The following is a 15,846-nucleotide window of genomic DNA, read 5'->3' on the forward strand; positions in this document are numbered from 1 at the left end:
ACTTACAATGTTTGAAATCAGCTCTTACTTTCCCTTTTTTGTTTCTCCAACTAAAACGTTATAATTCACAGCTAACATTTCCCAGCTGAGTATCTCTTGACTAATAACAAGAATCAAGTAAAATGATAATAAGAACTAATGTTCGTATAATTAAGAATACACATAGACAAGGAGGAATCATAATTATGGCCAAACTCACAGTAGAAGAAGAACAGTTAGTAGAATCCTACATCTTACTTGAGATGGCCCGCAAAGTACTAGAAAGAGACTTAGCGCACATAAACCAAGCTCCACTGAAATTAAAAGAACCTTACATTCACCTGTTAGAAATGACATTACATCGCCTAAGTAGGAAACTCTATGTCACGAAGTTCACGATGAAGCAGTTAGGGCTTAAAATTCAATTGAATGCATATGATAAAACATTTTCTGAATATACGATCTTCTTTCGTGGGTATATACTGACCGCTAAATATTTAAATACACACTTAAGAAATCAAGTCAGTAAACAAATTGAAGACTTATTTACTTATGGAAAAAAAGAAATCCACTAACAACGAAAACATCATTTTTTTCCTAATAACAATCATTTAAAACGCCTTCTCACTAATTAAGAAGGCGCACGAATAATCAATTATTTTATTTTATCATCCGCTTTATCAACATCGTAATATCCTTTTTCTTTTACCTGCTCGTAATCATTCGTTAAAATTCCTTGAACCGAACGACCTCGATTTTTCTTTCGCCGACGATACTCTTCGTACAATTCGTCTCCTGAAAAACCTTCATCAATGAGGTTTCTTATAAGCATATCAGATAAATCATCTTTCTTTACTACAATCAACCCCTCCAGATGAACAACAATATGCTCTTCTAAACGGTTAACAGAGTCTACTTTGCACACAAACGTCGCAGGGTCATTCGTCCTTTTCGTAATTGTCACTTCTGTCATAAATGACTGTTTCGTATCGAGATAGTTTTGAAAGTAAGCTTCCCATTCATTGTCAAGGACGGCTTCCAACAACCAGCTTTTGTCTGCCTCTTCTTTATTAATAATTAATCCGTCTACTAATGGGATTTGTTTCCTTTTTATTTCTTTAAAGTCTTCCATTTCCTCATCCAATAGAATCATTACCGAACATAATTTAAACGTCTTCATCTAAATCTCCTTCCACATCTTTTTACATACCTTTATAGTACTACTTCTTCTACGATGAAACATCAATAATCTGTATTTTTTCGAAAAAATGCTACTAGGATTTCTAAGGAGACTAAAGCGTTTCACTTGTGACTGTGATTAAAAAGCCCGCATAAAGCGAATCCAAGAAATATCGCATCCCTCTAATTTATCGTACGGGCGTAGCAATTCAAAAATATCAAATGATAAATATCATCATAATTGATTCTCTTCAACCAAGGACTGTGATATATTAGGCAAAAAGCCTAAGGAGTCAATAAATGCAGAAAATCATGATTATTGGAGATCACGATTTCCCACGACCTGATACCATTTCTCAAATCGATCGTATCACTTTTCGAACGGAAGAGGATGACACTTCCATACCGATAACGTCAGAAGCGATAACACAGCTTTTAAATATATATGATCACATCATACTTCAACTACCAGTTGATACTCAAGACCAGTTTATACAAGGAGAACGTACAAGTCTCAATCAATTCATCACAAGTCTCTTTTTAATTGTCGCAAAAGAAACAAACACGAATCTTCACATCCAAACAAATGATGACTTCACGCAAATAAGCGGTATATCTCCACTCTTATTATTGGAACAGAATGATTCAACGTTCGTCTCACTCTCAAGAAAAACCTATCTAGCGTCCAGACATACCGTAACTTCTGTGCAAAAATGGCAGACAAACGTCATTCATCAAGCCGATGAAGTCGCCTATCAGTACTACTCTTGGCTTCAGCCGTTCACAAAAAAGATCATCAGAATCGAACAAGTTCGAAATGGCGTTCATTTTAAAATCACCGGTTTTCCTGTTCCACTACTTATTTTGCAAAAAGTAACACCACAATTATCACCACTGATGAGCGAATGGAACATGAAAGGTGGACTATTAAACAAAGTTTCCAAAAAGAAAAAAGCCTCCGAAGGGAGACTTTGGTTTATTGTGTCTGAACAGCATCAACCACCGATAGTTTTCAGCGCACTGACTCACTTTCGTCCAGCTTTACCTTGGCCCATCTACAAATTAACCCAAGGGTTAATTCACCCATTTGTGATGAACCAATTTAGCAAGCAGCACATGAACAAGACTGATTAACGAGATAATCTATTCGGAAAAATCACTAAACTCTTCTTGTATAGCGTCATCACTATGCCCAACTGGAGACACCACTTGTTCCAAAGAAGCTTCCAAATCATCGATCATATGTTTCCCTTCAAAGGAGATCGCCGTTACCCCCGGTGTCATCGCAAAATAAAGTGGAAACTGTTGATCACGCAACGACACTTGTGATGCTTCACGAATCGGAAACTGCTTTATATAATCATCCTTCACACCGAAAGCAATCGCATAGACAAGATTAGCTGTTAACTTTTTGCCTTCTTCAATATTTTTCTCGGGTAGTCTCGTTAAACCGTCAATAAATGGCTTCCACCTCTCCTGTTCCACTCGACCTGCGTGCGTCATCGATGAACCAGAAAGCATCAAGACAAACGTCGTTACGCCTCCTACAAGATAAAGAATGCTTAATAACGCAGATGCAACAATCCAGGCACTACCAATTAGAATCATTAAAATAGAGACTACTAACAATACCCGCTTATAGATAGGAAATGTAGCTAGCAGCCCCTTCTGCTTGAGCTCTTCTTTCATCGTTTGCTCCCATTCATCAAGACGATGAATAAACCGTTCACGTTGAGCTTTGTCCTTCGTATATATTAAAAGGTCATCGACATAAAACACGCCGTCCTGACCAACATCGTATAAAAGCCAATCTAGCAAATATTGATCGTCACGGGACGTTGCCTGAAACTCTGCTCCTTCAATAGAAAAATAATACGTCGGTCCCCGCTTATCTTCGTTTAAAGTAATGATTCGCTTTCGCACTAAATTTAACAATCCCGCAGTAATGTGTCGAGTATATACTCCACGTCCGTAAAGAAATTGTGCAATCAACGGAGGTGAAAAAGTTTGAAAGTCTGACTCAGTTAACCGTTTCTTTTCACCAACCATCGATCTCCTTTTCAATCGTTCCAGAGCCATTACGGCAAACACAACTACTACAAGAAAGATAAAAAGTAGTAAAAAGCCAGTCTCGAATGTCGCAATCAACATCAGATTAAACGATTGGAACGCATTCATTCCTTCCACCTCCAAGAAAAAGTCATTTCACTTTCTTACGATAAAATCGGCTAAAGTAAAAGATTGCAACGGCGGTAGCAAAAAGCAAATAACCTACTAAATAAGGGATATACTGATTGTCCCTCATCCAAAGTGGAGCCGACAAAAGACTCAATAACCACACCATCGAAATATTCCCCAGTACAGTAGACCATAAATAAGTTCGCTGGTTAATTGGGCTCAATCCGGCAGCAATAGAAATTAAATTACTCGGCATCACCGGGATACTTCGTAAAAAAACGATCATGAATACACCATATGAGGAAATCAGGTTAAAAATATAAGAAAGCTTTTCTTCATTTTTATTCCAATATTTTTGTACAAACTTTTCACTGGCTGATTTTGTTAGCCAAAAGCAAACCATTGCTCCTAAGCAGGTTCCAATCAAACTAAATACGAAACCACCTAACATTCCAAAAGAAATAAAATGAATCATGATTAAAATAAGAATTGGAAAAAGCGTCACGACATTTTGAATCATCATTAACGGAATTGTAATGAATAAAATGCCATAGCCCAACTCTGCAAATAACTCATCTGTAAAATAACTTAAATTATCCTCTCTAAGTTGTATAACCCATTCCCAATTAAACACGACTAAAAGAATGCTTGCTACAACAGCGAAAATGACTATTATTCTTTTCAATTTCATCACACCTAAAAGTATAAGAAAATAGCTTACACCTCATTATAGCGAACTCCTATAGGAAAAGTAAAAGAAACAGGCATTATAGCCTGTTTCTACTTTTAGAGCACTTTTTATAGAACGGATCAAAAAAACGTCTTTTTTTACAAGTGTATTAGTCTGAAGCAAGTGCCTGTCTTCTTTCACGTTTCAAATAAACATAACGATAAACGAGTGAAGTGATTAATCCAACAGACGCCAAGCCAAACATGACCATATATAACGTTCGCAAATCAAAAGCATCGATGATCGCTCCACCAAGAACAGAGCCAATCACTCCAGCCACCCCGAAAAATACGGAAATAAATAATAGATGACCAGTAGATTCCAATTCTTCCGGAACGAGCTTTGTTACAAATTGGAAAGCCATTAAATAAAAGGTAGCAAATGCCATGCCATGAAGAACTTGAATAAACAATACATACGTTGGATCAGGTACAAATGACATTAAAAACCATCTTAATACATAGATACCAGCAGCAATCGCAATATAAGTTAAAATATGATATCTACTAAATAAATAGACACTAAATGCGAATACAGCCGCCTCTGTTATGACACCGATAAACCAAGCAACTCCGATCAGCGACTCATTTCCACCTAATTCAACGATGTAGAGCCCAATAAAGGAATCATTCATCCTGTGCGTCAGACTGATCGAGAAAATCAACAAGAAGAAAAACAGCAACTGCTTGTTTTTTAACAACTTAAAAGCACCTATCAACTGTACTGGTTTCTTAGAAGGTTCACTATCAGGAGCAAGATATGCAAATATGAGGGCAATAACAAGGAATGTCGCAAAAACATAATAAATATTAGCAATCCCAATGGCAGTTAAAATAAATCCGCTGACTAAAGACGCTGTGCCGAAACCTAACGAACCCCACATTCGTATGCTTCCAAATGGTACTTTTCTTTGAATAGATACTTTTTGGGCAAGGCTGTCACCTAATCCACCTGCAGGAGACATAAATGAAAAGAAAAAATATAGTAGAAAAAGTAAAAAGATGAATTCAGTCACTTGAAAAACGAGAAACCCGATCGCCAATGCACTCGATAAGCAAAGTAACAAAATTCGTTTCACTGTTTTCCAACGATCACTCATAAATCCCCAAAAAGGTTGCGCAATGATCGCTGCCGCTGGTCCTACGGCAAGTAATAAACCAATTTCAGATCCATTTAGACCTAAATATTGAAAATAAACCGGTAAATAACTAACCATAATTGTCATGGAGGCGTGAAAAAAGAACAACATTCCTTTTAGTTTCCAAACTGATTTCATAAAATATCCTTTCTTAATTAAGAAAAGTGCTAGAACATAGAGCACTCGTATTTGATAAGCTAATCCTCGAGGGAAGAGAATAACTCACGAAATATCATTCTCCATCCCGATTTATCATAATATATCTCTTTCACGAAAAAATTATTGCACGTAAAGGTATTATTTAAAGTAACCAATCATTTTCAAAAAGAAACGTTGGATCTAAATCTATAAATACATACTGCTCAGAATCAATCGGGTATGAATACGTTCGAATCAATTCATTTGTTTCAATATCTCGATATTTATCCGAAAGCATCCCTGTTTTTTGATGTTTCATTTGCATAATTTGAGCTAAAAAATACGTTCGCCAGCTCCAGTTTTTCCCTATAGCATCATCATCAAATTCCCAGTCATGATCATCTACTTTTAACCAGTTTGCACTTTTTTGGTACCCGTATATATCGCAAATGTAGACACGGAATGAAACATTTTCCGTCGCCTTCGAAATATATTCCGCCAAAGGATCACTGATTAGCTCTTTCCCTCTTAACGTTTCGACAATTTTTTCATCCATCCATTGAAGAAAGTCTGCTTGTTGCTGCAGCTTACGGTGGGCCATATCTATAAATGTATGGATATCTTTTTCTAACTTAGCTTTTGATGCGTACGGATCAATAAAATTATCGACAGATTTTTGCATATAAACACCCTGTAAGTACCTACCACCATGTTTCCAGGCCGTATGAAGGTGATGAGAATTTTGTATCCCTTTAAAATGAAGAGACGCACCAATTTTCCGTGCAAACGTTGACAGTGCGTTTAACACATCCCGATATGTAGAGTAATTTGTCCCTTCCTTTAGATCCGATAAATCAACTTTAATTAAGTTGGGCTCTAGTTTAGAAAAGTGATCTAAATTCGCATCGTTGGTACGGATATCATCTAAAGACACTTGATATCCGCTTGCTTTCATATACAAAAGCATATGGCTTAAATCATTGATATCACCTAAATAATCGTTCATCCTAAATTCAAAAACAACGCGATCATGTTGTAACCCTTGTTTTTGATATCTCTCAAAGTTTTCCATTAACTCCTCAAGGCAATGCAGTTGAACAAGTGTGGCAGGATCAATATTAAAAAATAACCGTGGATGATCAGGAAAACTAGCCGCGTACTTCACTGCTTTGCGATGTATTTCCTTATCAACTTCCCATTTATATTCAACAGGTACAGCTGGATCTAAAAAAAACGGAGCTAATGATTGAGCCTCCCCGTTTAAATCAATCCTACCGACTACTTCGTAACCAATAATTCGATATTCCTCAGAATTCATAATTGGTTGAAACTTCGGAAAGACGAGAGATACATTTTCTATTACATCTAATGGGTCCACAAAGAGATCCCCCTTTTTTGACTAAATCTATCATTGTTTAACAATATTATACCATGACTAACAATATTCAGGTTTTTTGTAGATCATTCAATAACCTTAGTGCTTCACTGTAAGGTAGTTTTGTAACACCAATCTCTTCTCCTACCCTTCCAAATGACTCGTGATGAAAATCAGATCCGCCCGTTTTATAAATTTTTATGTTTAATTTCGCTTCAATTTTTTCCGCCAAACGTTGAAACCTTTCGACATGGGAAGGATCGTGATCTCGGTGGTACACTTCAATTCCATCTAATCGATAATCATGAAACCACTCGGAAATTTGATCATCAAGATCGTAATAAACAGGATGAGCAACAATCGCTACTCCTCCCGCTTGATGAATCAAAGAGATTGCTTCTTGAGGGTTCATCTCATCTTCTTTCAATACATAACAAGGTTTTCCATAGCCTAAATATTTTTCAAAAGCTTCTTGGACAGATTGAACGTCACCACTTTCTATCAAAGCTTTTGCCAAGTGAGGCCTAGAAAATGTCTCACCTGTAACTTGTGCTTTCACATTTTCTAGCGTGATATTTAACCCGTGGTCTTGACACTTCTTGATCATTAAATCCATTCGTTCTTTTCGCATTTTACGGTGAAAAGCCAACTTATCTTGCAACGTTTGACTGTCAATATTAATTCCGTAGCCTAAAATATCAACACTAACTCCATCAACACGAGTCGATAACTCTATCCCATTAATAAATGTCATCTGATATTGTTCCGCTACTTTTCGTGCGGCATCAATACCAACTGTTGTATCATGATCAGTAAGGGAGACGATATTTAAACCTGCTTTTGCACATTTTTCCATTAACACTTCAGGAGAATAACCACCATCAGAAGAAGTGGAGTGCATGTGAATATCTGCTTTTAGATCTCTCTCTTTGTTTCCACCGTTCATGATTGCCACCAGTGATCGTAGCGCGTTACGGGAAGTTGACGTTTGTGTTCGGTCATTTTGTAACGTTTCTCCAGTCTTTCTTTCACATTACTAGGAACTTCTTTTCCTTCCAAATAATCATCAATCTGATCATATGTCATCCCTAATGCCTCTTCATCAGCCAATAATGGTTGATCATCTTCAAGATCCGCTGTTGGTGCTTTTTCGTACAGCCTCTTTGGTGCTTTCAATTCTTTCAAGATCGCTTTCCCTTGACGTTTATTCAATCCAAATAAAGGGGCAATATCACACGCTCCATCACCAAACTTCGTGAAAAATCCAGTAACAGCCTCCGCAGCATGATCGGTACCAACCACTAAACATTGTGACTGTGCAGCAAGGTCATACTGAGCTTTCATTCGTTCTCTCGCTTTCGTATTACCTTTAACGAAATCGCTCATCTTTTCCCCTGTCGCTTTATGAAACTGATCAAATGAAGCATCAACTGCAGGTTTTATATTAAACGTTACCCGTTGATATGGTTGGATAAAATCCAATGCTATTTGCGCATCATCCTCATCTGCTTGCACGCCATGAGGCAAACGAACAGCGAAGAATGTATATTTATCTGTGTTTTCTTCTGCATTTAGTTCTTCCATTGCTAATTGAATTAACCTTCCTGCTAGAGAAGAGTCTTGTCCACCAGAAATTCCGAGGACATATCCTCTCAACCCAGTTTTTTTCAAATAGGCTTTTAAGAAATCTATTCTAGATTTAATCTCTTCGTTTGTATCAATACTAGATTTCACTTTCAAACTCGCAATAATATCTTGTTGCAAATGTAGCATAGTACTTATCATCCCTTTCATCATTAGTATAAAGATTACTTCAGTTGTTCATTGGCCTGCAACTTACTTTGCAAATAAAGCAGTTTTTCTGCGCAGCCTTCATTCAATAAAATTTGCTCTTCTGTTTCTCCAAGAAGATCAAAATGTGGGAATTCATCCCGTTCGTGAATCCATTTTTCTTTTAATCCATATTTTTTTCCCCAAGTCACTAATGTATTACGATTTGAACAGGCTGCCTTCGTAACAGTCTTATATTGAGGGAAACGAGAATCGTGCCAAAAGTGGGTTAGAAAAGATATATGTCCCTGTTTTGCTTTTTCTTTCCAGCGGGATAATTCCGTTTTTTTCACTCCAAATGCCATTTCAGATCTCCTTCCACAATTCTATTTAATAATAGAATGCAAGTAGATTCAAGGGAAACCCTTTGTGTTGTCAAATAATATAACACACTTTCCCTATTGTGAAGATTCTACACATGTGTCGTTGCATCATCTTCATAATCCTTCCCTTTAAAGATGTTGTACAGAATTTAATCTATAAAAACTGAAAGCCCAAATGTATCTAATTTCCACATTTGGGCTTTCTAGTTTTTTACTTATTCGTCGATTCTCCCGTGTTCTCGATCCTCGTGTTCGTCTTTTATCTCGTTTCTAAACGACTCAATGCTTTCTTCACGCCGATCATTCTTTTGTCTAATCGCGTGTTTTTCATCTTTAGATAAATCACCATTATTTAGCGTTTCTTCCGCTGCTTCAATATTATTCTCTGTATTCCTTACCATCGATTGCAATCTTTCTACGTTATTAGAACGATCATCTTTGTTTGCCATCACAAACCATCCTCCTTTTTCTGTCTTACACTGATAGTCTGTTCGACAAGCAAAAAATCATTCGTGATTACTTAACGGGGGCAAGATGTTTTGCATGTTTTTGGTACGCTTCATGCCAATCAGGAAAATGCTTTTTTATTTTTAGCGGGCGAAACGTCTTTGCATCGACACAAACGTGACCACTTGTTCCCGATACACATAGCTTCCCATCAGCATTAAATATTTCATAACCATATGTAATCCGTAATCCAGTGTACAATTCAATCCACGTATTAATCGTAACTGTTTCTCCATATTTAGCAGGAAAATGATAATTTAACTGCACACTTGTTACAGGCGATAAGGCACCCGTTTTTTCCATATCTGCATAGCTAAATCCGAGTTCATCAATCAATTTCGTCCGACCAATTTCACACCAGACAAGATAGTTCGCATGATAAACAACGCCCATTTGATCTGTTTCAGCATATCGAACCGCTACATCTGTTGTTGCAACCAACATATATCCTCACTCCTCATCCTCAATTATTGAAAAATCTTCTTTTGTTAATAACGTTAGACTCGCTTGTGTATCTTCTTCATAAACTAATCGATATGCTTGTCGCTGGATTGCCTCTTCTAATATATCTTTCATTGCTCGTGCATTGCCTAATGGAGGATCATTCTTTAATTTCTTTTGTAAACCCGCGCGAGCTTCAGCTTCCAACTCATAGCCAAATTGCTCAACATAATGTTCAACAATTTTCATGAGATCATCACCTGAATAGTCAGGAAATGCGATCAATTTTTTAAAGCGAGAAGATAAACCAGGGTTACTTTGAAGCAGAGATTCCATTAAATCTGAATACCCAGCTAAAATGACAACTAAGTTTTCTTCATGTTTTGTCATTTCTTCGACTAACGTATCAATTGCTTCTCGCCCAAAACCCTGCTCACCTTTACTTAACAACGAATATGCTTCATCAATAAACAGTACGCCACCAAGCGCTTCTCGGATTTTTTTCTTCGTTTTCATCGCAGTTTGTCCGACATAGCCAGCGACAAGGTCACTTCTACCCGCTATCACAACATGGCCTCGTTTTAATAAATCGAGTTCATGAAGAATTTGACTATAAATATGGGCAACAGTTGTCTTTCCTGTTCCCGGTGGACCAGAAAAAACAGAATGCAATTGCACCGGGATAGATGGAAGATCATTTTTCTCACGCTCTTTTTGAATTTTTACGAACGACGAAAGTTTTCTAACCTCTTGTTTTACATTGCTTAATCCAATTAATTTATCTAGTTTCTCCTCGCCTGATTGAACATTGACCGAGTCTTGCTGATCATTAATGAGAAACGCCTCTTCATCAAGTACAGTTAAATTTTCTTTAGAAAAGTCTTTCTCATGCGCTGTTTTCGCGCCTTTTTGAAAGATTGCTTCTAAAATGAGATTCTTTACCGTACGGGCATTACCGAAGTTTTCATCGACCATTTCCTTGTCAATTTTCTTTCGTAATTGTTTCATCGCAGCTTCCGTCAATGAATAATCGTTATCTAAGGCTACATGCTCCGCAATTTCAATTAATTCATTCATCGAAAAATCGGGTAAATGAATATGGTTTGTCTCTGGAAACCTACTACGCAAGCCTGGATTACTCCAGAGGAAAGTTCTCATTTCATCTGTATATCCAGCCAATACAACGGAAAATTTACCTCCATATTCCTCACTTGTCATCGCCGAAACCAACGTATCAATTGCTGTCTGTCCATAATCGGTTCCACTGGCACCTTCGCGTTTCAAACTATACGCTTCATCAATGAACAAGACACCACCAACAGCTTCTTGAATGACGTTCATCGTTTTCTCCTCAGTCTGCCCTACATATGCACCTACAAGATGAGATCGATCCACTTCTACAACGTTTTCTCTTGGGAGCGCACCCAATTGGTGATAAATCCTCGCTAATAAACGAACAATTGTCGTTTTTCCGGTACCTGGATTCCCACTCAAAATCATATTTAAATTACGTTCATTTTCAAAATGATAGCCTTGTTGTTGTCTCTCTCGTTGATATTGCAAATAATAATAATATGTTTCTACTTTGTTTTTCACTTCATCGATGCCCACCATCGTATTTAATTCATCCAATGCATCACTTTCTGTTTCTTTCCCAATTGCCTCTCGCCAAGATTCCCAATGATCTAACTGCTCGTGAAGTGAATTCAGTTTCTCATCCATTGCTTGCTTTTTTTCTTTCGATGAGTAAATGCCTGTAATCGTATCGCGGTATTGCTTGGCTTTCCCTATCACTTCGTCGATATTTTGACCAATCTCGCTAAGTAGCACAATGCCGTCTTTCAATGATTTTGCATCTTCAACGTTGTTTCGCTTATCGATGGAATCATCCATTAAGCTTTTTTTAGAAAGTATTTCAGTTTGCCACGCTTTAGCATTTTGCAACATGGACAACAAATCATCAATTGTTTTTCTTTTCCCTTGGCTATGATCTGTTTCACGTATTTTTGGCAGTGCTTCTCGAAACCAAGACTCATTCATCGTTTCAAGAGATATATGAATCACGACATCAGCAACATAATCAGATGAGATATGCTTAGACGCTTCAGTCAACCAATCTTCTACACGACGATCCCATTGCTTTTTCCTGTTAAACCGAGCGATTGCAGCCATTGCTCGAAGGATTGAAAGCTGATAAGTAGCGTCATCATTGTCTTGATCGGGTGCGATCGATTCTATTGTTCGAACAATTTCGCCTTCTTTAAGTTGATGATAAGGCGCTCTTTCCCATGATTTTATTAACCTCTTTCGTTCATCGTTACTCAATCGCGCTTCTTCCAATTTATCCACCTCGTTTCAACTCACACTAAGCCTTCACTTTGACTTCTGCTACGTCTTGTTTCACCTTAATTTTTCGTGGTTTCCACGTGCCATATGTCACACCTGTTAGCACAAAAATTGCTCCGATAATATGAACAAAGAGTAATTGCTCTCCTAGTAAGATTGTTGCTAAAATCACAGCTGATAAAGGCATGAAATTTATAAAGATCGACGCCTTTGCTGCCCCAATCATTTTAATTCCTTGATAATACATAATAAAACTAAGCACAGAGACAATCACACTCATATGAATAATCGATCCCCATGTTAAAATACTCGCTTGTTTTAGCTCCGTTACACTTGTTTCGAAAAATACAAATGGCATCAACATTAACGTCCCAATCACAACGGCATAGGTTGTTGTTGTGATCGAACTAAATTTTTTTAATGCTACTTTTCCTACAACACTATATAGTGCCCAACAGACGACTGCGAAAAGAAGCACAAGGTCAATCGGAGCAAATCCAGTTTCAATAAGTTGCTGAAAATGACCTTCTGTAATGATAATCGTCGCACCTGTCAACGCTAATAGCAAGCCAACAACATTTCGTTTTGTAATGACTTCCTTCAGAAAGACACCCGATAAGACGATAATCAAGACTGGATTAGATGCAATGAATAAAGAACTTTTTACAATTGGAGCATCCCTCGTCGCAACAAAAAAAGCGATGTTATAAAGCGCAATTCCGGTTAAGCCAAGCACCGCAACAAGTCCCCATTCTTTTCCCCTAGGCCTTCTACCTCCTTTATCCATCGTCAGCATAATAGGAATTAGTAAGATAGCAGCAAAAAAGAATCGAAAAAACGCCACCGCAAGTGGACTCAAGTCTTGCGTAGCAAAACTACCGGCAATAAATGCACTTCCCCAACTACCAGTTGCTAAGGCAAGCATCACATAAACGAGCCATGGTCTCGTTAATAATAAATCTTTCATCTATAAAATCTCCTTTTATTCGCTACTCGAAATATACCGCAAATGTTCGCCAATTTCTACTGATACGGTTGAAGAAAACACGAGGGCTGACAATTGTTCTATTCAAATGTATACTTGTCCTATTGTCATGTTACCAAAGGAGATTAATCTTATGTACCGTAAAATATTTCTACTCATAGGTAGTTTAATTGTCATTATATCCCTTGTTTTTTACCACGAATCCCTACTTTCCTGGATACAAAACAACGAACAAGACCGTTGGTTACTTGTAACAGTCATTGCAACGATCATGTCACTATTCCCTGTCATTCCCTATCCGTTAGTTGGGAGCGTCATTGGCGCCGCTTATGGGCCAACTCTTGGAGCAGTAATCATCTGGACAGGTTCCACGCTGGCATCGATAACTTTTTTCTCACTAATTCGGTATGGAGGATTTCATAAACTAGGAACAAAAATCTTATTAAAATATGCTGCAACCAAAAAAATTACGCTCTTATTTGAACGAAACGCATTTATGTCGATTACGATCATGCGGATGATTCCAGTTATCCCATCAATTATCATCAATGCCTATGCAGCACTAAGCCGCGTTCGTTTCATCATTTACGCTATTAGTTCAGGTTTAGGTAAAATACCCTCGATGACATTGTTTGCTTTCATTGGACATACGCTCGTGACAGATCCGATAGAATTAATTTATATGGTGATTATCTATGCCGTGTTCCTATCTATTGTTTACAGTGGTTATAAATTTTGGCTCAAAAAAATTGAGCATCGTGAATAATATAATAGTTTGTAAGTAGGTAGACTTCTTGATGAATAAGACCGACATACCTCTACCTAGAAGTTTTCTCCTTGGTAGAGGTATCCTCTTTATATACAGTTAACCTTTAAATCAGCTTAAAGAACCTTAGCATTCGATAAAGAATTACTCCGATCAAGCCACCAGTGGTATTCAAGATAACATCGTCAATATTCGCTACTCGAAAAGTATAGAGAAATTGATTTACTTCTATAAAAATAGAAAGAAGCATAGACACAAGTAAGACAAGCGATATATTTGTAGGCACATCTGAACGGCTAACTCTTTCAACTACTAATGAAAACAACAGACCAAACGGGACAAATAATAGGACATTGCCGCCCAATATCCGTAATGGATTTACCCAATCATTGCTATAGTTAGCTATATTGTAAATGCTTAAAAACGGATCTAAATTATAGTTTCTCCCACCTGGACCAGTTGGGCCAAATGATGAACCGTAGTTCCAAGCAAAAAAGGTAATATAAAATAACAAGATCATGTAAACAACAAACATAAAAATAACCAACAATGTTGGAAGTTTAAACACCTTTTTTTTGCTTTGATTATTCTTCAATAGCTGCACTCCTAACGATCTATCTTTCCATCCTTTCATTATCTTATGCTTGTTTGTATTTGACAAGGTTAAATCATACATATACATCAATTAATAGGATGCTTCGAATTCCGCTAAAAAAAGGAACAGAAATATCTGTTCCTTTTCATCAAGTCGAAAGTAGATTATTTTTTCCCTTTACTAGGAACATAATCTGGTTGGGCACTTCCTTTTGTATTCATTTTCTTCCCTTTATTTGCATCACTTTCAACAGGTTGCGTGCCTGGAAACTCAGGCCGAAACTGTTTGTTGTAATTTCTGCTCCTCGTCATTATTAACCACCCCCTTTAGGTTTTTAATTAACCACCTAATCGGTCCATATGTCGCTTATCTATTCTTTCTTCAATTTTATCCATCTCTTTTTTATCTTTCAATAACGAAGAAACGTTTTGTTTATACAAATCTTCATACCTCTGCTTCATTTTTTTCCTCACAATATCCATTCTCCTTTCTATTGACTTCGTCAGGTGTTCCTTCCTACATTATCAGCCAAGGAAAGAGGGATTTATACTTGATCTTATTTTTCACTAAAGTAAATGCTACCAGTACCGTCCAATGTCATTAGAAAAACTTCTTTCACATCTTTCATTCCATTTTGAATGATTTGATTATCGACCCATTTTCTTGACGCTACTTTCTGTATATTTGCGTCAATATACCGCCCATCTTGAATTAATACAGTTGGATATCCTTTATTCGCTGTTGGTTGATTGACATCATTTGGTGTTAATGAATCATACTGAGATTTTTTTATTACACTGATTTGTCCGTTTGCCTCCAACACAGCATAGTCTACTTCACTTAAGTCAATCGCACTATTTAATCTAAGATCCATTAAAAGCGCCTCAACGGTTACTTTTGCTTTCGCCATTTCATTATGAAGAATTTTTCCCTTTTCCATTAACACAAGCGGTTCATCTTCAATGATTCTTCTAAAACGGGGAAGTTTCAAGGCGACGTAAGATAACCCTAAATGTACCCCGCCGATCAATGAAGCAGCTGCTAAAGGACCTGCAAGAGGCGCTTCCCCATCTGCTAGTGGTTCTCCAACAACATCACCGATAATCACGCCAAATAAGAAGTCGATTGGATTTACAGCTGTCATCGATCTTTGCCCTAATACTTTTATCAGAATGAATACATAAACGTAAACAATAGCAGCGCGAATAAGAAATCCATAAATCGGTAAATCCTCCGCACCTCCCCAAAAATCAAACACGTTTAACCACCTACTTCATTCGAATATCTACAAAATAGTATGGCTAACAACGATAGATCTATACTAGAAACACAAAAG

At 37.3% G+C, this 15,846-nt stretch carries 19 protein-coding genes; 3 read left to right on the forward strand and 16 right to left on the reverse strand.

What is annotated here, in order from left to right:
• The first annotated feature begins 185 nt into the window (after positions 1 to 185).
• On the forward strand, positions 186 to 554 hold the full coding sequence (locus tag ACM26V_RS06645; protein WP_416150645.1) for a hypothetical protein: 369 nt from the start codon (positions 186 to 188) through the stop codon (positions 552 to 554).
• Between the two features lie 80 nt (positions 555 to 634).
• On the opposite strand, the gene ACM26V_RS06650 is transcribed toward ACM26V_RS06645, so the two are convergent.
• Positions 635 to 1,159, reverse strand: coding sequence for a YwpF-like family protein (locus ACM26V_RS06650; protein WP_416150646.1), 525 nt, complete (start codon positions 1,157 to 1,159; stop codon positions 635 to 637).
• Between the two features lie 299 nt (positions 1,160 to 1,458).
• On the opposite strand from ACM26V_RS06650, the gene ACM26V_RS06655 reads away from it, so the two are divergent.
• On the forward strand, positions 1,459 to 2,292 hold the full coding sequence (locus ACM26V_RS06655; RefSeq protein ID WP_416150647.1) for a hypothetical protein: 834 nt from the start codon (positions 1,459 to 1,461) through the stop codon (positions 2,290 to 2,292).
• A gap of 9 nt (positions 2,293 to 2,301) precedes the next feature.
• On the opposite strand, the gene ACM26V_RS06660 is transcribed toward ACM26V_RS06655, so the two are convergent.
• The 11 genes from ACM26V_RS06660 to ACM26V_RS06710 form a co-directional block, all read right to left on the reverse strand.
• On the reverse strand, positions 2,302 to 3,336 hold the full coding sequence (locus ACM26V_RS06660; protein ID WP_416150648.1) for a DUF2207 family protein: 1,035 nt from the start codon (positions 3,334 to 3,336) through the stop codon (positions 2,302 to 2,304).
• A 22-nt stretch (positions 3,337 to 3,358) separates the two neighbouring features.
• A complete protein-coding gene (locus ACM26V_RS06665; RefSeq protein ID WP_416150649.1) occupies positions 3,359 to 4,021 on the reverse strand; it encodes a TVP38/TMEM64 family protein in 663 nt (220 codons plus the stop codon).
• A gap of 154 nt (positions 4,022 to 4,175) precedes the next feature.
• Positions 4,176 to 5,342, reverse strand: a complete 1,167-nt coding sequence (locus ACM26V_RS06670) for an MFS transporter (RefSeq protein ID WP_416150650.1) — start codon at positions 5,340 to 5,342, stop codon at positions 4,176 to 4,178.
• A 163-nt stretch (positions 5,343 to 5,505) separates the two neighbouring features.
• Positions 5,506 to 6,720, reverse strand: coding sequence for an EAL-associated domain-containing protein (locus tag ACM26V_RS06675; RefSeq protein WP_416150651.1), 1,215 nt, complete (start codon positions 6,718 to 6,720; stop codon positions 5,506 to 5,508).
• A gap of 67 nt (positions 6,721 to 6,787) precedes the next feature.
• Positions 6,788 to 7,663, reverse strand: a complete 876-nt coding sequence (locus ACM26V_RS06680) for a PHP domain-containing protein (protein WP_416150652.1) — start codon at positions 7,661 to 7,663, stop codon at positions 6,788 to 6,790.
• The gene (gene nadE / locus ACM26V_RS06685) at positions 7,660 to 8,481 is read right to left on the reverse strand and encodes an ammonia-dependent NAD(+) synthetase (protein WP_416151807.1); all 822 of its coding nucleotides are present in this window, start codon (positions 8,479 to 8,481) and stop codon (positions 7,660 to 7,662) included. Before nadE ends, ACM26V_RS06680 begins: the two co-directional genes overlap by 4 nt.
• A gap of 44 nt (positions 8,482 to 8,525) precedes the next feature.
• Positions 8,526 to 8,852: a hypothetical protein gene (locus ACM26V_RS06690; protein WP_416150653.1), complete on the reverse strand. Its 327-nt coding sequence runs from the start codon at positions 8,850 to 8,852 to the stop codon at positions 8,526 to 8,528.
• Positions 8,853 to 9,085: 233 nt separating this feature from the next.
• Positions 9,086 to 9,319 carry a small acid-soluble spore protein Tlp gene (gene tlp, locus ACM26V_RS06695; protein ID WP_416151808.1) on the reverse strand — a complete coding sequence of 78 codons (234 nt, stop codon included), beginning with the start codon at positions 9,317 to 9,319 and terminating at the stop codon, positions 9,086 to 9,088.
• A 67-nt stretch (positions 9,320 to 9,386) separates the two neighbouring features.
• Positions 9,387 to 9,821 carry an acyl-CoA thioesterase gene (locus ACM26V_RS06700; RefSeq protein ID WP_416150654.1) on the reverse strand — a complete coding sequence of 145 codons (435 nt, stop codon included), beginning with the start codon at positions 9,819 to 9,821 and terminating at the stop codon, positions 9,387 to 9,389.
• Positions 9,822 to 9,827: 6 nt separating this feature from the next.
• Complete coding sequence (locus tag ACM26V_RS06705) at positions 9,828 to 12,158, reverse strand: AAA family ATPase (RefSeq protein WP_416150655.1); 2,331 nt, start codon at positions 12,156 to 12,158, stop codon at positions 9,828 to 9,830.
• A 25-nt stretch (positions 12,159 to 12,183) separates the two neighbouring features.
• Positions 12,184 to 13,131: a DMT family transporter gene (locus tag ACM26V_RS06710; protein WP_416150656.1), complete on the reverse strand. Its 948-nt coding sequence runs from the start codon at positions 13,129 to 13,131 to the stop codon at positions 12,184 to 12,186.
• A gap of 151 nt (positions 13,132 to 13,282) precedes the next feature.
• Between ACM26V_RS06710 and ACM26V_RS06715 the strand changes: the two genes are divergently transcribed.
• On the forward strand, positions 13,283 to 13,915 hold the full coding sequence (locus ACM26V_RS06715) for a TVP38/TMEM64 family protein (RefSeq protein ID WP_416150657.1): 633 nt from the start codon (positions 13,283 to 13,285) through the stop codon (positions 13,913 to 13,915).
• A gap of 106 nt (positions 13,916 to 14,021) precedes the next feature.
• Here the strand turns inward: ACM26V_RS06715 and ACM26V_RS06720 are convergent, their stop codons facing one another.
• The 4 genes from ACM26V_RS06720 to ACM26V_RS06735 all read right to left on the reverse strand — a co-directional run bounded on the left by ACM26V_RS06720 (position 14,022) and on the right by ACM26V_RS06735 (position 15,768).
• The gene (locus ACM26V_RS06720; RefSeq protein WP_416150658.1) at positions 14,022 to 14,510 is read right to left on the reverse strand and encodes a VanZ family protein; all 489 of its coding nucleotides are present in this window, start codon (positions 14,508 to 14,510) and stop codon (positions 14,022 to 14,024) included.
• Between the two features lie 164 nt (positions 14,511 to 14,674).
• Entirely contained in the window at positions 14,675 to 14,821 is a 147-nt protein-coding gene (gene sspN, locus ACM26V_RS06725) for a small acid-soluble spore protein N (RefSeq protein ID WP_416150659.1), read from the reverse strand.
• Positions 14,822 to 14,848: 27 nt separating this feature from the next.
• Positions 14,849 to 14,983 (reverse strand): FbpB family small basic protein, encoded by a 135-nt coding sequence (locus tag ACM26V_RS06730; protein WP_416150660.1) that lies wholly within the window; start codon positions 14,981 to 14,983, stop codon positions 14,849 to 14,851.
• Between the two features lie 83 nt (positions 14,984 to 15,066).
• Entirely contained in the window at positions 15,067 to 15,768 is a 702-nt protein-coding gene (locus ACM26V_RS06735; RefSeq protein ID WP_416150661.1) for a DUF421 domain-containing protein, read from the reverse strand.
• Between the last annotated feature and the right edge of the window lie 78 nt (positions 15,769 to 15,846).

The organism is Salipaludibacillus sp. HK11 (assembly GCF_047795645.1).
Lineage (GTDB): Bacteria > Bacillota > Bacilli > Bacillales > Salisediminibacteriaceae > Salipaludibacillus.